Here is a 15,046-nt window from a genome sequence, read left to right as displayed (position 1 = left end):
AAGCTGAACGTTTGCCGATCGGCCGCCGGTCTGCCGGGTCTTCCGGGATCGGCGGGGACTTCCGGGACCCCGCTTTCGAGCCCTTCGGGCGTTTCAGTGCCAACTACGTCACAGACGCGCCAAAATTCTGAAAGAATGGCTGAAGCGCCCCAGCCGACACAGCTAGTCAGGAGATTTCATGGATATCGAGGTATTGCGCCGCGCACCCCTTTTCGCCACGCTCGACGACGAGGCGTTCCGTCTGCTGACGGACGAACTCACCGAGGTGGACCTTTCACGCGGTGCCTCGGTATTCCGGGAAGGCGATCAGGGTGACCAGCTCTACTTCATCGTCTCCGGCAAGGTGAAGCTCGGCCGCACGTCGCCGGACGGCCGCGAATCGCTGCTTGCCATCCTCGGCCCGGGCGAACTCTTCGGCGAAATGGCGCTCTTTGACCCCAGCCCGCGAACGGCGACGGCTACGGCAGTTTCCGAGACCCGCCTGGCCGGTCTCAAGAACGAAAGCCTCAATGCGCTGCTGCGCACCCGTCCCGAGGTTTCGGCCCAGCTGCTGCAGGCCTTGGCACGCCGCCTGCGCCGTACCAACGATTCCCTCTCCGACCTCGTCTTCTCCGACGTTCCGGGCCGCGTGGCCAAGGCGCTCTTGGATCTGGCCGACCGCTTCGGCCGCCCCGCTACCGACGGCGTCCTGGTCGCCCACGAACTGACGCAGGAAGAGCTGGCCCAGCTGGTCGGCGCCTCCCGCGAAACGGTCAACAAGGCCCTCGCTGAATTCGTCCAGCGCGGCTGGCTTCGCCTGGAAGCCCGCGCGGTCGTCATCCTCGACATGCAGCGACTGCGCCAGCGTTCCCGCTAGGAAACCTGAGCAGCAACCACGAAGGCCGGGCCCGGAATGAACGGGACCGGCCTTCTGTCGTTGGTACCCACTTGTCCGAGGGACATGCCCATTCTTCACAGACCCATGGCCGGGACATGCCCAGCACCGGAAGCCAGGAATGGACATACTGCCAGCATGTCCAACGGCCAGCGCCAACGGAGGGCATGTCCTAGGACGGCGCGGCGCAGAGAGGAGCATGTCCTTTTGCAGCCGCCGTATGGCCGGGAGATGCCCAGCCCCGGAAGCCAGGAATGGACGTACTGCCACCATGTCCAACGGCCAGCGCCAACGGAGGGCATGTCCCCCAACGGGCCAGCCCCGTCAGGCCGCCACACCCCTCAGGCAGTCACAAACCCTAGCCAGGCGGGGCCACGCGGTGTGGGCCTAACGCTCCCGCTGGGGTTCGCCGGCAACCGTCTTGGCGGCCTCGACTTCGAGCATGAGCCGGCCTTCTTCCTCGACGAGCTTGGGCTGGTAGACGTGAGCCTTGCGCTTGTAGCTGAGGTAGGCGATGCAGCCGTTGGCCTTGGCCATCTTCTCGAGCATGATCTCCGAGCCAGGAACCAGGAGTTCACCCAGGGTGCGGCCCACGGTGTTCTCCTGCCCCACCTCGTCGCCGAGCACCGTGGTGTCCCGTTCGCTGACAACTTTGCGGACGCAGACCCAGCGGCCCCAGACGCCCTTGCTGGCGAGCAGGGAGGGCTGCTGGTTCACGGGCAGGGTGGCAGCGAAGTAGCGGGTGTTGAACCGGCGGTGGGCGAAATCGGGGCTGAGCCAGTTGACCAGGGGCTTGAGTAGATCCGTCCGCAGGGAGAGCCCGCGCTTGGCCAGCACGTCGGTGAAGGATTTCTCCTGGTCCGCCACGGCTTCCCGGGCGCGCATCCATTCCGCGCTGGAGGTCGACTCCACCGTGGTGGACAGGTCCGGGCCGGCCAGCAGGATGCCGGTCTCCTCGAACAGCTCACGGATGGCGCCAACCACATGACGGCGCGCTAAGCCGACGTCGGAGGTCCCCATCTGCTCGGCCCAGTGCTGGGGCGAGGGACCAAGCCAGCCGACGGCGTCGTCGTCGGACGTTTCGAGCGATCCGCCGGGGAAGGCCAGGACACCGAGCGGGGAGGACCCCGTCCGGTACCCGAGCCAGGTCTCCAGACCCGTGGGCGAGTCCCGCAGGAGGATCACCGAGGAGGCGAAGCGCGGGGCGCGGGGCGTGCGTTCACCGTGTTCAAGCCAGCTGCGTGCTGCTCCTTCAAGATCGGGGGGCAGAACGAACAGGCGACGTGCTAACTGAGGCAAAGAACTAACCGGCCTTCTAAGCGAATTCGGCGATCAGTTCGACTTCAACAGGAGAGTCGAGCGGCAGGACGGACACCCCGACGGCGGAACGGGCGTGCTGGCCGGCATCGCCGAGGACCTGGCCCAGCAGCTCCGAGGCGCCGTTGATGACACCGGGCTGGCCGGTGAACGAAGGATCGGAGGAAACAAATCCGACCACCTTGACGATCCGCGTAATGCGGTCGAGGTCCCCGATCACACTCTTGACCGCCGCCAGGGCGTTGACGGCGCAGACGGCGGCGTATGCCTTCGCGGCTTCCGGGGAAACCGTGGACTCGTCGGAGGCGCCTTCCGAGCCCGTGGACACCTTGCCGGTGGCTTCGAGTTTGCCGTTGATGAACGGCAACTGCCCGGAGGTGTAGACATGATTGCCGGAAATGACGGCCGGAACGTAGGCCGCCACGGGGGCCGCGACGTCGGGCAGGGTCAGGCCCAGCTCCGCGAGGCGCTGTTCGACGGCGGACGACGCGCCCGTGCCGCCGGTCTGGCCCGCTGCGGCGGCCGTCGAGGCAGCGGTGCCTTCGGCGACGTTTTCCGGGTTTGCCGGCGTGGCCGGGGTGGCTTCAGAGGGGGTGCTCATGGCTACTGCTTCTCCCGCTTCAGGTAGGCAACAAGGCCGTTTCCGTCAGGGCCCGGAACAACTTGGACGAGCTCCCAGCCGTCCTCGCCCCACTGGTCCAGGATCTGCTTTGTGGCATGGATGATGAGCGGAATCGTGGCGTACTCCCATTTGGTCATGACATAAAGCCTAGTCGTTGCCGGTAAAGTGGAAAACATGGCGACTGGTAAGAACCCTTTATTCGACACGGCCACCACCCTCGGAAAGATCCTTCTTTTCCTGGGCGTGAGCGCCATTTGTGGCGTCCTGGTGGCGGGGCTCCTGGTCCCCGCGGCGGCCGTTTCGGGCAGCGCGGCGAGCGGTTCGATCCAGTTCTTTGACACCCTTCCGGCAGAGCTGAAGGTCGATCCGCCGAGCCAGTCGACGACGATTCTGGCCTCCGACGGCAGCGTGATCGCCAATCTCTACGCGGAGAACCGCACCCGCGTCTCGCTGGACCAGATGTCCCCGTACATCAAGGACGCGATAATCGCCATCGAGGACAACCGGTTCTACGAGCACGGCGGCGTGGACACCACCGGCATCCTGCGCGCCCTCGTCAGCACCGCCCGCGGCCAGAAGCAGGGCGCGTCCACGATTACGCAGCAGTACGTGAACAACGTCATCAACTCCTCGCTGGAGGCCGAAGGCAAGGGTGACGAGGTCCTCCTCAACGGCGTCAACAAGGGCGTCGGGGACAAGCTCCGGGAAATGAAGCTGGCCATCGCGCTGGAGAAGAAGTTCACCAAGGAGCAGATCCTTGAGGGCTACCTGAACATCGTCTTCTTCAACCGGGACGCCTACGGCATCGAAGCCGCATCCAAGTTCTTCTTCAGCACCACCGCCAAGGACCTGACCCTGCCGCAGGCGGCACTGCTCGCCGGCGTCGTGAACAGCCCCTCCTTCTACGACCCCATCGCGAACCCGGACAACGCCAAGGTCCGGCGCGACCTCGTGCTCAAGGCGATGCTGACCCAGGGCAAAATCAAGCAGGCCGACTATGACGCCGCCGTCGCGACGCCGGTGGAAACCAAAGTCACCCAACCCCGCCAGGGCTGCGCCTATTCACAGACCGCACCGTACTTCTGCGACTACGTGTTGCACCTGCTCCTGAACAACCCGGCCTACGGGGCCGACGCCGCCGAGCGCGAGCGGAAGATCTTCCGCGGCGGCCTGACCATCAAGACCACGCTGGACCCGCACGCCCAGGCTGTGGCCCAGTCCCAGGTTGATGCTTCGGCCGGCGCCAACCCGGACAAGTGGGGCGCCTCGCTGGTGTCCGTGCAGCCGGGCTCCGGCAAGATTATTTCCATGGCCCAGAACACCGTCTGGTTCCCGGCCGACGGCAAATTCGACCAGACCCAGAACTTCAACGTGGACAGCCAGGACGCCAAGGGCAACGACCTCAACGGTCTGGGCGGCTTCCAGCCCGGCTCCACCATGAAGCCCTTCACGTTCGCGGAATGGCTCAATGAGGGCAAGTCCATGAGCACGCTGCTCAATGGCGCCGTGCGCCGATATCCGCAGAATTTCCCCTGGAAGAACACCTGCCCCGCCCCGACCGTCGGCTGGTATGACGCGACCAACGGCACCCATGACCTGCAGAACGCGGAAGAGGGCTACTACAAGTACATGTCCGTCCTCGACGGGCTTGCCAACTCCATCAACACGATCACCTTCGCTACGGCGGCCCAGGTGGATCTCTGCGGGATCCAGAAGATCGTCGACGCCGTCGGCATCCACGGCGGCCTGCCGAGCACGGACAACCCCAATCCGCAGGTGCCGATGACCACCCTCGGCAACCTCATCGGCTCCACCCAGACGGCGCCGCTGACCATGGCCAGCGCGTTCGCCACGTTCGCCAACGACGGCAAGTACTGCGAACCGATCGCCATCGATTCGGTGACGGACGCCACCGGCGCCCAACTGCCGGCCCAGACGCCCAACTGCCGGGACGCGATCAATCCGGATGTGGCCCACGGCGTCGCGTATGCCATGCAGGAGGTGCTCAACCGCGGTTCTGGTGCGCTGATTGTGCCCCGGATTTCGACCAAGACCACCTTCCCGATCGCGGCCAAGACGGGAACCAACGACTCCAACAGCTCCACTTGGGTGGCCGGTTACACCAGCGGCCTGGCGACGGCCACGTGGTTTGGCGATCCCCTGGGCAACCAGCAGCGGGCCGGCCAGAACGTCACCATCAATGGCAAGTTCTACAGGGGCATCGACGGCTACATGATCGCCGGGCCGCAGTTCTCGAACTACATGGCCCAGGTGGCGCCGGCCTACGGCACCAATCCGTTCCCGGCACCGCCGTCGAACCTGCTGAACGCGCCGGCCCCGGTCGCGCCGCCGCGGGCGACCATCCCGACAACCCAGAGCACGGATCCGGCCACGGCCCCCGCCGCCGACCCGACAACGGCCCCGACGCTAGCTCCGGCTCCGGCCCCGACGAAGTCCAGTAAGAAGTAGCCGATGAGCCGGGGGAATGATCTGGCAAGCCGCGTTCGAAGCATCGGACGCGGCTTTGCCGTGACCGCCGCAGTCGGCACCGCAGCAGGGGCGGCCGCCACCGGTTACGGAATCTGGGAGAAGAACCAGTTCGTGCTCCGGGAGGAAACTCTCCCCATCCTGCCGGCCGGCTTCGGCCCGTTCCGGGTGCTGCACCTCTCCGACATCCACTTCGTGCCGGGCCAGCACCGGAAGGCCCAGTGGCTGTCCTCCCTGGCCGAGCTGAGGCCGGACCTCGTGGTGAACACCGGCGACAACCTCAGCCATCCCAAGGGCGTGGCCCCCCTCGTGGAGGCCCTACGTCCCCTCCTGGATTTCCCCGGCGTGTTCGTTCCCGGCTCGAACGACTACTTCGGCCCGCGCCTGAAGAACCCCGCCTCATATCTATTCGGGCCCTCCGGCCAGAGCAAAGACCCACAGAAGCTCGACTGGCCGCTGCTGCGGTCCGAGTTTGGCATGTCCGGCTGGTTGGACCTGACCAACCGCTGCCAGTCCCTGGTGCTCCAGGGCATGCGCTTCGACTTCTCCGGCGTCGACGATCCCCACCTGCGCCTCGAACGGTACGCCGGCTGGCCCCGCGGTACCAAGGGCCGGGACTCCGATCCGCACTTGCGCGTCGCCGTCGCCCACGCGCCCTACCAGCGCGTCCTCGACCACTTCACCGACGACGGCGCCGACCTCATCCTGGCCGGCCACACCCACGGCGGGCAGATCTGCATCCCGGGCTACGGGGCGCTGGTCACCAACTGCGACCTTCCCACCTGGCGGGCCCGCGGCCTGCACACGTGGGAAAGCAACGGCAGGGCGACGCCGGTCAACGTCTCCGGCGGCATCGGCACCTCCCGGTTCGCCCCGGTCCGCATCGCCTGCCGCCCCGAAGCCGTCCTGCTCACGCTGACCTCCCGCGCCTGACCCTGACCTCCCGCGGGCCCGACGGATGGACATGCCCTCCCCCGACGCTGCCGTCCGCGGGACATGCCCTCCGGTGGCTCTCCTTCCCGTGGGACATGCCCTCCCCTGCTCGCGAGCAATGAGCATGGTGGCATCATGTCCACTCCAGGGAGCCAGGGCTGGACATGTCCCGTGGGGCCCGGGCCAGGACTGGACATGTCCCGTGGGGCCCGGGCCAGGACTGGACATGTCCCGTGGGGTCCGGGCCAGGACTGGACATGTCCCGTGGGGTCCGGGGAGCGGTACCCTGACTTCATTGCGGATCGTAATGACTGTCCGAGACCACGGGCCCGCCCAGTGCCGGGTGAATGCGGTCACATGATGGCCTAGGGTAGTTGCTACAGGAAACTACATTCAACGGTGCTCTCTACGCACGGGCGTCTTAAGAAGCAGGCATGGCCAAGCAGACTTCATTCTTCACCTCCATCAGCCGTCTCTACCCGCACGTCAGGCCGATACTGCCCCGGCTGGTCATGGGTCTGCTCTCGGCGCTGCTGGCGAGCCTGATGGCACTGGCCATCCCCCAGGTGCTGCGCGTGCTGGTCAACGAATCCCTCAAGCCCGGCGGCAGCGCGGAAGCCGTGTGGACCGCCTCGCTCGTGATCCTGGTCCTGGGCATCGCCGAGGCCGGTCTCGTAGCCCTGCGCCGCCAGTTCGTCATCAACCCTGCCACCACCGTGGAGACCCGGATGCGGGTCTCCCTGTACGGGCATCTGCAGGACCTCACGGTGTCCTTCCACGACCGCTGGGGCTCCGGGCAGCTGCTCTCCCGCGCCATGACGGACCTGAATTTCCTGCGCCGCTGGATGGCCTTCGGGGCCATCATGCTGGTGGTCACCACGCTCACCGTGGTGATCGGCGTCGCGGTGATGTTCTCAATGAGCTGGCAGCTGGCCCTGATCTTCCTGGCCGCCGCCGTGCCGATCATGATCTACGGATTCCGTTTCCGCACCCGGTTCAGCAAGGTGGCCCGCCGCAGCCAGGACCAGGCCGGGGACCTCGCCACAACGGTCGAAGAATCCGTGCACGGCATCCGAGTCCTGAAGGCCTTCGGCCGCAGCCAAGAGGCGCTGGAGAACTTCAACGAGCAGGCCCAGGAGCTCCGGCAGACCGAGATTGCCAAGGCCAAACACCTGGCGACCTTCAGCCTTGTCGTGACGCTGCTGCCCGAGCTCGCCCTCGGCGCCGGGCTGGTCGTCGGCATCATGCTCGCCTCCACGGACCAGCTCTCCATCGGGTCCCTCGTGGCCTTCTTCGCCACCGCCGCCGTCGTGGCAGCGCCGGTCGAGTTCTGCGGCATGCTGCTGGCCATGGCCCTCACCGCGAAGTCGGCGGTGGACCGGCACTTCGAGGTCATGGACGCGCGGAACACGATCACCAGCCCGGACAAGCCGCGCCGGCCGGCTGAGCTGAAGGGTGCCCTAAGCTTCCAGGATGCCTCATTCGCGTTCGAGGACGCCCCGGACAAGCCGATCCTCAAGAACATCAGCCTGGACATCCGGCCCGGAGAGACCATGGCCTTGGTCGGCATCACAGGCAGCGGCAAGAGCGCCCTGCTCCAACTGGTCCCCCGCCTCTACGAGGTCACCGGCGGCGCCATCACGATCGACGGCGTGGATCTGCGCGAGTTCAGCGTGGAGGATCTGCGCACCGTCGTTGCCGTGGCGTTCGAAGACACCACGTTGTTCTCCAGTTCCGTCCGCGACAACGTCCTGCTCGGAGCGCCCGACGCCGGCCCGGCGGACAGCCGCGACGCGGCCCTGGAGGAAGCCCTCGACGTCGCCCAGGCCCACTTCGCCTATTCGCTGCCGGACGGGGTGGACACCCTGATCGGCGAGGAAGGCCTGAGCCTCTCCGGCGGCCAGCGCCAGCGCATCGCCCTGGCCCGTGCCATCGCAGCGAAACCGGCCGTGCTGGTCCTGGACGACCCGCTCTCGGCCCTCGATGTGAACACCGAGGTCCTCGTTGAGGCCAGGCTCCGCGAAGTCCTCGCGGACACCACCACGCTGATCGTGGCCCACCGGCCCTCCACGGTGGCGCTGGCCGACCGCGTGGCTCTGCTCGAGGACGGCCGGATCACCGCCGTCGGAACCCACACGGAGCTGCTCGCCACCAACAGCCACTACCGCTACGTGATCGCCAGCCTGGACACGCAACCGCGGGACCTGGATTCAGAACTGTCCGCCTTCGACGACCGGTCCGAGGAGATTTCCCGATGAGCAGCGCAACATTCGGCACCGCCAACGAGGACAACGCGCACCTCACCAGGACCGAGAGCAAAGCCGTCCGGCGGCGATCCCTGGCCCTGTTGGGTTCCCTGATCCGCCCCGTCCGGGCGCGTTTCTGGCTGACAATCGGCGCCGTCGTCCTGTCCCAGGCAGCCCGCGTGGCCGGGCCGGCGCTGATAGCCTTCGGAATCGACCACGCGCTCCCGGCCCTGCGGGCCGGCAACAGCCTGCCCCTGGTGTTCGCCGGCGTCGCCTACCTCGCCGCGGCGGCCGCGACGGCCGGCTTGACCGCCCTGTACGTCACGTCGACAGCCAGGCTCAGCCAGGCGATGCTGCTGGATCTTCGCGTCCGGGTCTTCCGCCACACGCAGCGGCTGAGCCTGGAATTCCACGAGAAGTACACCTCCGGCCGGATCATCGCCCGGCAGACCTCGGATCTGGAGGCCCTGCGCGAACTGCTGGATTCCGGCGTGAGCTCGCTGGCCTCGGGAGTGCTGTTCATGGCCTTTACGGCCATCACGGTGTTCGCCCTAGACTGGCGCAGCGGTGTGCTGGTGCTGGCCGCGGGCGTACCCATGTACTTCCTGGCCCGCTGGTACCAGAAGCATTCCCAGATCGCCTTCCGCGAATCCCGGGTGGTCTCGGCCCGGCTGATCGTGCACTTCGTGGAGACCATGACCGGCATCCGCGCGGTGAAGGCATTCCGCAAGGAACGCGAGAATGCCGCGCGCTACGCCGAACTCTCCGAGGACTACCGGCGCGCAACCGTCCGCTCCATCAACCTCAACGGTATCTTCCAGCCCGGACTGGTGCTGATCGGCAACGTCTGCGTCGCCGTCGTACTACTCACGGGCGGGTTCCGGGTCCTCAGCGGCGAGCTCGCGGTGGGCGTGCTCCTGGCCCTGATCCTGTCCACCAAGCGCTTCTTCCAGCCGGTGGACCAGATGGCCATGTTCTACAACTCCTTCCAAAGCGCCCAGGCGGCCCTGGAAAAGGTCTCGGGCCTGCTTGAGGAAATCCCCACCGTCCGGCCGCCGCAGACGCCCGTGGCCCTGCCCTGCGCGCGCGGCAGTATCGACTTCAACGGCGTCGAATTCCGCTACGGCGACGGCCCGGTGATCATCCCGAGGCTGGACCTGCACATCCCCGCCGGCCAGACGGTCGCGCTCGTCGGGCAGACCGGCGCCGGCAAGTCCACCCTGGCGAAGCTGATCGCCCGCTTCTACGACGTCTCTGGCGGATCCCTCACGCTCGACGGCGTGGACCTGCGCCAGCTCACCACCGAAGACCTGCGCCGCAACGTCGTCATGGTCACCCAGGAGGCCTTCCTGTTCAGCGGCTCCGTCGCGGACAACATCGCTCTGGGCCGGCCCGAGGCGTCCCGCGAGGAGATCGAGGACGCCGCCCGGGCCGTGGGGGCACACGCCTTCATCACGGAACTTCCGGACGGCTACGACACGGACGTCAACAAGCGAGGCGGCCGCGTCTCCGCCGGACAGCGCCAGCTGATCAGCTTCGCCCGGGCCTTCCTGGCCCGCCCGGCCGTCCTGATCCTGGACGAGGCAACCTCGTCGCTGGACATCCCGTCGGAACGGATGGTCCAGCAGGGCCTCGCCGGCTTGCTGCAGGGCACGCGGGAGACAAGCCCGCGGGAAGCCGGCCCGGACGGCGCGCACGGCGCCGGACGGACCGCGCTCATCATCGCCCACCGGCTCTCCACCGTGGAGACCGCGGACCGGGTCCTGGTGGTGCACGACGGGCGCGTCGTCGAGGACGGCACGCCCGGGCAGCTGATCGGCGACGGCGGCGCCTTCGCCCGGCTCCACGGCGCCTGGAAGGACTCCCTGGTCTGACCCGCTCCCCCGCGGTTCGCACGACGGCGTCCGGCGTCCGGTGCCGGCGTCCTACGCCGTCTTCACGTCCTCGAACCCGTCCCCACGCACCGGTGTTCCACCCTGTTTCACGCCCGATTTCACATCCGGGGCCATGATCGGATACTCTTGTGAAGTTGCTTTTGAAGCAACGGATCGGGATGTGGCGCAGCTTGGTAGCGCGCGTCGTTCGGGACGACGAGGTCGCAGGTTCAAATCCTGTCATCCCGACCACAGATAAAAGAGGGCCCTCCACGCGGAGGGTCCTCTTTTTCTTTGCCCGCACTTTTGGTCCCCCGCGAAAATAGGAAAATCCTTCCGCCGGGGATTTGCGCCGGACGCGGCACAGCCCCGGGAAACAGTCCCCGGGGCTGCGCTGGATAGCCGTGGTGGATGTTTGTGACGCGGGCCGGCAGGCGCTGCGCCGGATCTGTCACATCGAATCTGTTACATCGGGTCGGGCCAGTTGCCGACATTGAGCGAGTGGGTCATGGGGTCGGGCCAGTTGCCGACCGCCTGGGCCGTGCGCATGGGATCCGGCCAGTTGCCGACCGCGGCAACGTGTGAGACATCGGTAAGTGAAGCAGCGGACAGCACGGCCGGAGCCGCGGCGGAGAATGCCAGTGCGCCCGCCAGAACGGCGCCGGCTGCAATCTTCTTCAACATAGAGTTCCTCAATAAGAGTCGGGGTCCTTAACCAAGTCAGCACTACCCTTGTTGACACACATTGTAAAATGGTTTCCACAGAGACTGTCAAGCATTTAGTACAAAGAATGTCCGGAATTAGGAGGTGTCCGTGGGGAACGGATTTGGGGAGAAGCTCCGCGCGGAACGGCTCGAACGGGGCCTGACGCAAGCGGAACTGGGCCGTGACCTGTACTCCCCCAGCTATATCTCGCTACTGGAAACCGGACGCCGCGAGCCCACTGCCGATGTCATCGAAGAGCTTGCGCGCCGGCTCGAACTTGCCCCCAAAGCGCTCGAAGCCTGGAGCCAGCCGGTGTCCGTCAGCGACGCCGAATATGTGCTCGCGGGACTGTACGCCCGGCAGGCCTGGGACCTCCGCGACTACCCAGTGGCCGCCACCCACGCCGCCGCCGCCGCCAAGATCGCCCTGGAAGCCAAGAACACCAGCGCCTGGTGGAACATGACCTATATGCAGGCCGAGTGCCTGATCAAGCAGGGCCTCTGGCAGGAGTGCAAGGACGTCGTCCGGAATCTCCTGGAGCACCCGATGGCCGCGGAATCGGCCGGGCTCGGCGTCCGCGCCCAACAGATGCTCGCCGCCGCCTCGCAGGGGCAGGGCCAATTGACGGCCGCCGTCGAACATGCGCAGGAAGCGGTGCGCCTCTGCGCCCAGCTGCCCAAGGGCTCCACGATGATTATCGGCGCGCTGCGGGCGCTCATCGGCGCCCTGGCCGAGAGTGGCCGGCTGGATGAGGCCTGGGAGTACTGCCAGGCCATGAACGACCAGATGGATGACCACTCCATGTCCCAGCTCGCCGGCGAGGTCGCCTGGGTGATCGGCAACGTAGCATTCATGCGCCACGACTACGCCGAGGGCATCAAATACCACGAGCGTGCCGGCCGGCTGCTCTCCCCGGCGAACGACATCGACTTGTGGGCCCGGTTCAACAAGGCCTCGGCGGCGGTCCGGCTCTCCTCGGGGATCGTCGAACCCGAAACCCTGTCCTCGATCGAACGCGCCGAACTGGCCCTCTCGATTGTGGGCGGCAACAAGACCGACCAGCTGGAAGTCGCTTTTATCCGGGCCCGCTGGCTCTACCTCACCGGGGACATCGTGGCGGCCGTCCAGAAGCTGCGCGAAATCCACGCGGAGCGCGAGTCACTGGCCCGGCACACGGCCGGCGAAGTGTCCCTGCTGCTGGGCAAGGCCCTCAAGGCTGCCGGGGAATCCGCCGAGGCGCTGGTCTATCTCGAGGAAGCCCAGAAGGAATTCAGCGCGGCGGGAGCTTCGGACCGGGTCCAGCAGGCACTGGATGCCGTGCTCGAGATCCGGCTCGCCCAGCGGCGCGCCGAGGCAGCGTCCGCCGAAGCCTAGCCCCGCCCCACAGGCCGTACGGCCGGGTCCCGTGATGGGCCCGGCGAACGGTGCCGGCGGGACCGCCGGATTAGGCGAACGTCCGGCCGGTGAGCTTCTCGTAGGCCTCCACGTAGCGGCTGCGCGTGCGGGCCACGACGTCGGCCGGAAGGGCCGGCGGGGGCGTGTCGGAGGCCTTGTGCCAGCCGGAGGCCGGCGAGGTCAGCCAGTCGCGCACGTACTGCTTGTCATAGGACGGCTGGGCCTGCCCGGGCCGGTACGTGGCCGCATCCCAGAAACGTGAGGAATCCGGGGTCAGCACCTCGTCGCCCAGGGTGATCACGCCGGTCGCCGCGTCGACGCCGAACTCCACTTTGGTGTCGGCCAGGATGATGCCGCGGCCGCGCGCGATGTCCTCGGCCTTGGTGTAGATCTCCAGGGTGAGCTCACGGAGCTTGGCCGCGACCTCCGTACCGACGAGGCCAACGACGGCGTCGTAGGTGATGTTCTCGTCGTGCTCGCCTACCTCGGCCTTCGCCGACGGCGTGAAGAGGGCTTCATCCAGCCGCGATCCGTCCACGAGGCCGGCGGGCAGCGGGATGCTGCACACGGTGCCGGACTCGCGGTACTCCAGGAGCCCGGAGCCGGTGAGGTAGCCGCGGGCGATGCACTCGACCGGGAACATGTCCAGTTTTTGGCAGATCATCGCCCGGCCCTCGACGGCGGCGGGAACACCGCCGTCGACCGTGGAGGCGAGGACATGGTGCGCGACGCCGAGTTGTTCGAACCACCACAGGCTCAGCTGGGTCAGGATGCGTCCCTTGTCCGGGATCTCGCTGGCCAGCACGTGGTCGTAGGCGCTGATGCGGTCGCTGGCCACCACCAGGACGCAGTCCTGGCCGACGCGCTCCGTGATGGCCGCGTCCGCGGGGACATAGAGGTCACGGACCTTGCCGGAGTAGACGTGCTGCCAGCCCGGCAGGTCCTGCGTGGCGGTGTCCAGACCGCCCTTGGGCGGGGTGGCGGACGGTGCGGGGCCGGACTGTGCGGGGCCGGGGGTCGAGGCTGCGGGATCCGTCACGGTCATGCCTTCGCTTTCGACGCGGCCGGGGCGCCCGGCGTCGTCACCTGGATTTGACCGCGGGCAGCCTTGCGGCCGATGTCGGTGCGGAACTGGCTGCCGTCCAGCTGGACGAGTTCGACGCCGTCGTACGCCCGCTCGCGGGCCTCCACGAGGTCGGTGCCCAGCGCCACAACGGCCAGGACGCGGCCGCCGGCGGAGACCACGCGGCCTTCCTCGTCCAGCTTCGTGCCGGCGTGGATGACGTGGACGCCATCCAGCGCGTCAACCTTCTTCAGGCCCCGGATGCGGTCGCCCGTCCGCGGGGTGCCGGGGTAGTTCTCCGCGGCCACGACGACGGCGACGGCGGTGTCCTTGGACCAGCGCAGCGGCTGTACCTTGTCCAGTTCGCCCTTCGCGGCAGCCATGAGCAGCCCGCCGAGGGGTGTCTTGAGCCGGGCGAGGACGGCCTGGGTTTCGGGATCACCGAACCGGACGTTGAATTCGATGACCCGCGTGCCGCGCGAGGTCAGTGCCAGGCCGACGAACAGGACGCCGACGAACGGCGTGCCGCGGTGGGCCATCTGGTTGACCGTGGGCTGGGCGACGCGGTCGATGACTTCCTGGACCAGGCCGTCGGGGGCCCATTCCAGAGGGGTGTACGCTCCCATGCCGCCGGTGTTGGGGCCTTCGTCGTTGTCGAAGATGCGCTTGAAATCCTGTGCCGGGGACAGGGCGACGGTGTTCCGGCCGTCGCAGAGGACGAACACGGAGACCTCGGGGCCGTCCAGGAACTCCTCGATGACCACGGTGCCGCCGGCGTCGAAGCAGCTCTGGGCGTGCGCCAGGGCCTCGTCGCGGTTGGAGGTGACCACGACACCCTTGCCGGCGGCGAGCCCGTCATCCTTGACGACGTAGGGGGCGCCGAAGGTGTCGAGGGCGTCGGCGGCTTCCTCGGCGTTGGAGGCCACACGGGCCATCGCCGTGGGGACGCCGGCCTCGGCCATGACCTCCTTGGCGAAGGCTTTTGACGCTTCCAGCTGGGCAGCGGCCTTGCTGGGCCCGAAGACCGGGATGCCGGCGGCTCGGACGGCGTCGGACACTCCGGCGGCGAGCGGCGCCTCCGGACCGACCACCACCAGGTCCACGGTGAGTTTGACCGCGAGCGCGGCGACGGCGTCGGGATCGTTCGCGTCGATCTCGTAGGTGGGGACGAGCGCGCTGATGCCGGCGTTGCCCGGGGCCGCGTGGACCTCGGACACGTTGGGGTCTGCAAGCAAGGATCGGACAATGGCGTGTTCGCGGCCGCCGGGGCCGATGACAAGTACCTTCACAGTCTCCAAGGGTACGTGGTGCACCCCGCAGGCTCCTAAGCTGTGTCGGCCGCTGGACATGCTCAATCTTCCGCCCGGGAGATGCCCGGACATGCCCCGGCACCGCGTAATCCGTGGGACATGCCCAGTCCCGGCCGCAGCCACTGGACACAATGCCACCATGTCCGCTCCCGGATACCAGGGCTGGACATGTCCCCCGGGCCAAGGAGCATGTCCAGTCCCCGGGACGCGGCCACGGAG

Annotated in this window: 12 protein-coding genes and 1 tRNA gene; 7 read left to right on the top strand and 6 right to left on the bottom strand. The window is 67.4% G+C overall.

What is annotated here, in order from left to right; all coding sequences use genetic code 11:
- Nucleotides 1-178 precede the first annotated feature (178 nt).
- Complete coding sequence (locus ACVWZ7_RS14640) at nt 179-856, top strand: Crp/Fnr family transcriptional regulator (protein ID WP_011693220.1); 678 nt, start codon at nt 179-181, stop codon at nt 854-856.
- Between the two features lie 405 nt (nt 857-1,261).
- Here the strand turns inward: ACVWZ7_RS14640 and ACVWZ7_RS14635 are convergent, their stop codons facing one another.
- From ACVWZ7_RS14635 to ACVWZ7_RS14625, 3 genes are read right to left on the bottom strand one after another with little or no spacing between them, the layout of a single operon-like run.
- Entirely contained in the window at nt 1,262-2,173 is a 912-nt protein-coding gene (locus ACVWZ7_RS14635) for an NUDIX hydrolase (protein ID WP_116766152.1), read from the bottom strand.
- Nucleotides 2,174-2,189: 16 nt separating this feature from the next.
- The gene (locus ACVWZ7_RS14630) at nt 2,190-2,792 is read right to left on the bottom strand and encodes a RidA family protein (RefSeq protein WP_344366633.1); all 603 of its coding nucleotides are present in this window, start codon (nt 2,790-2,792) and stop codon (nt 2,190-2,192) included.
- A 2-nt stretch (nt 2,793-2,794) separates the two neighbouring features.
- A complete protein-coding gene (locus tag ACVWZ7_RS14625) occupies nt 2,795-2,950 on the bottom strand; it encodes a DUF4177 domain-containing protein (protein ID WP_009359196.1) in 156 nt (51 codons plus the stop codon).
- A 37-nt stretch (nt 2,951-2,987) separates the two neighbouring features.
- On the opposite strand from ACVWZ7_RS14625, the gene ACVWZ7_RS14620 reads away from it, so the two are divergent.
- The 5 genes from ACVWZ7_RS14620 to ACVWZ7_RS14600 all read left to right on the top strand — a co-directional run bounded on the left by ACVWZ7_RS14620 (nt 2,988) and on the right by ACVWZ7_RS14600 (nt 10,605).
- Nucleotides 2,988-5,282 carry a transglycosylase domain-containing protein gene (locus ACVWZ7_RS14620; RefSeq protein WP_116766154.1) on the top strand — a complete coding sequence of 765 codons (2,295 nt, stop codon included), beginning with the start codon at nt 2,988-2,990 and terminating at the stop codon, nt 5,280-5,282.
- A gap of 3 nt (nt 5,283-5,285) precedes the next feature.
- Nucleotides 5,286-6,233: a metallophosphoesterase gene (locus tag ACVWZ7_RS14615; protein ID WP_456508303.1), complete on the top strand. Its 948-nt coding sequence runs from the start codon at nt 5,286-5,288 to the stop codon at nt 6,231-6,233.
- A 434-nt stretch (nt 6,234-6,667) separates the two neighbouring features.
- Complete coding sequence (locus ACVWZ7_RS14610) at nt 6,668-8,491, top strand: ABC transporter ATP-binding protein (RefSeq protein WP_456508302.1); 1,824 nt, start codon at nt 6,668-6,670, stop codon at nt 8,489-8,491.
- Nucleotides 8,488-10,353: an ABC transporter ATP-binding protein gene (locus ACVWZ7_RS14605; RefSeq protein ID WP_456508301.1), complete on the top strand. Its 1,866-nt coding sequence runs from the start codon at nt 8,488-8,490 to the stop codon at nt 10,351-10,353. Before ACVWZ7_RS14610 ends, ACVWZ7_RS14605 begins: the two co-directional genes overlap by 4 nt.
- Before the next feature lie 175 nt (nt 10,354-10,528).
- Nucleotides 10,529-10,605 (top strand) — tRNA-Pro (locus ACVWZ7_RS14600).
- Between the two features lie 213 nt (nt 10,606-10,818).
- Here ACVWZ7_RS14600 and ACVWZ7_RS14595 read toward each other — a convergent pair.
- Entirely contained in the window at nt 10,819-11,037 is a 219-nt protein-coding gene (locus ACVWZ7_RS14595) for a hypothetical protein (RefSeq protein WP_116766158.1), read from the bottom strand.
- Between the two features lie 130 nt (nt 11,038-11,167).
- On the opposite strand from ACVWZ7_RS14595, the gene ACVWZ7_RS14590 reads away from it, so the two are divergent.
- On the top strand, nt 11,168-12,433 hold the full coding sequence (locus ACVWZ7_RS14590; RefSeq protein WP_116766294.1) for a helix-turn-helix domain-containing protein: 1,266 nt from the start codon (nt 11,168-11,170) through the stop codon (nt 12,431-12,433).
- A gap of 70 nt (nt 12,434-12,503) precedes the next feature.
- On the opposite strand, the gene ACVWZ7_RS14585 is transcribed toward ACVWZ7_RS14590, so the two are convergent.
- Nucleotides 12,504-13,499, bottom strand: a complete 996-nt coding sequence (locus ACVWZ7_RS14585; RefSeq protein ID WP_456508300.1) for a phosphoribosylaminoimidazolesuccinocarboxamide synthase — start codon at nt 13,497-13,499, stop codon at nt 12,504-12,506.
- Nucleotides 13,496-14,806: a phosphoribosylamine--glycine ligase gene (purD, locus tag ACVWZ7_RS14580; RefSeq protein ID WP_456508299.1), complete on the bottom strand. Its 1,311-nt coding sequence runs from the start codon at nt 14,804-14,806 to the stop codon at nt 13,496-13,498. Before purD ends, ACVWZ7_RS14585 begins: the two co-directional genes overlap by 4 nt.
- Nucleotides 14,807-15,046 lie beyond the last annotated feature (240 nt).

The sequence above is a fragment of the Arthrobacter sp. TE12232 genome, from assembly GCF_054062615.1.
This window is presented reverse-complemented; position numbering and strand designations above follow the sequence as displayed.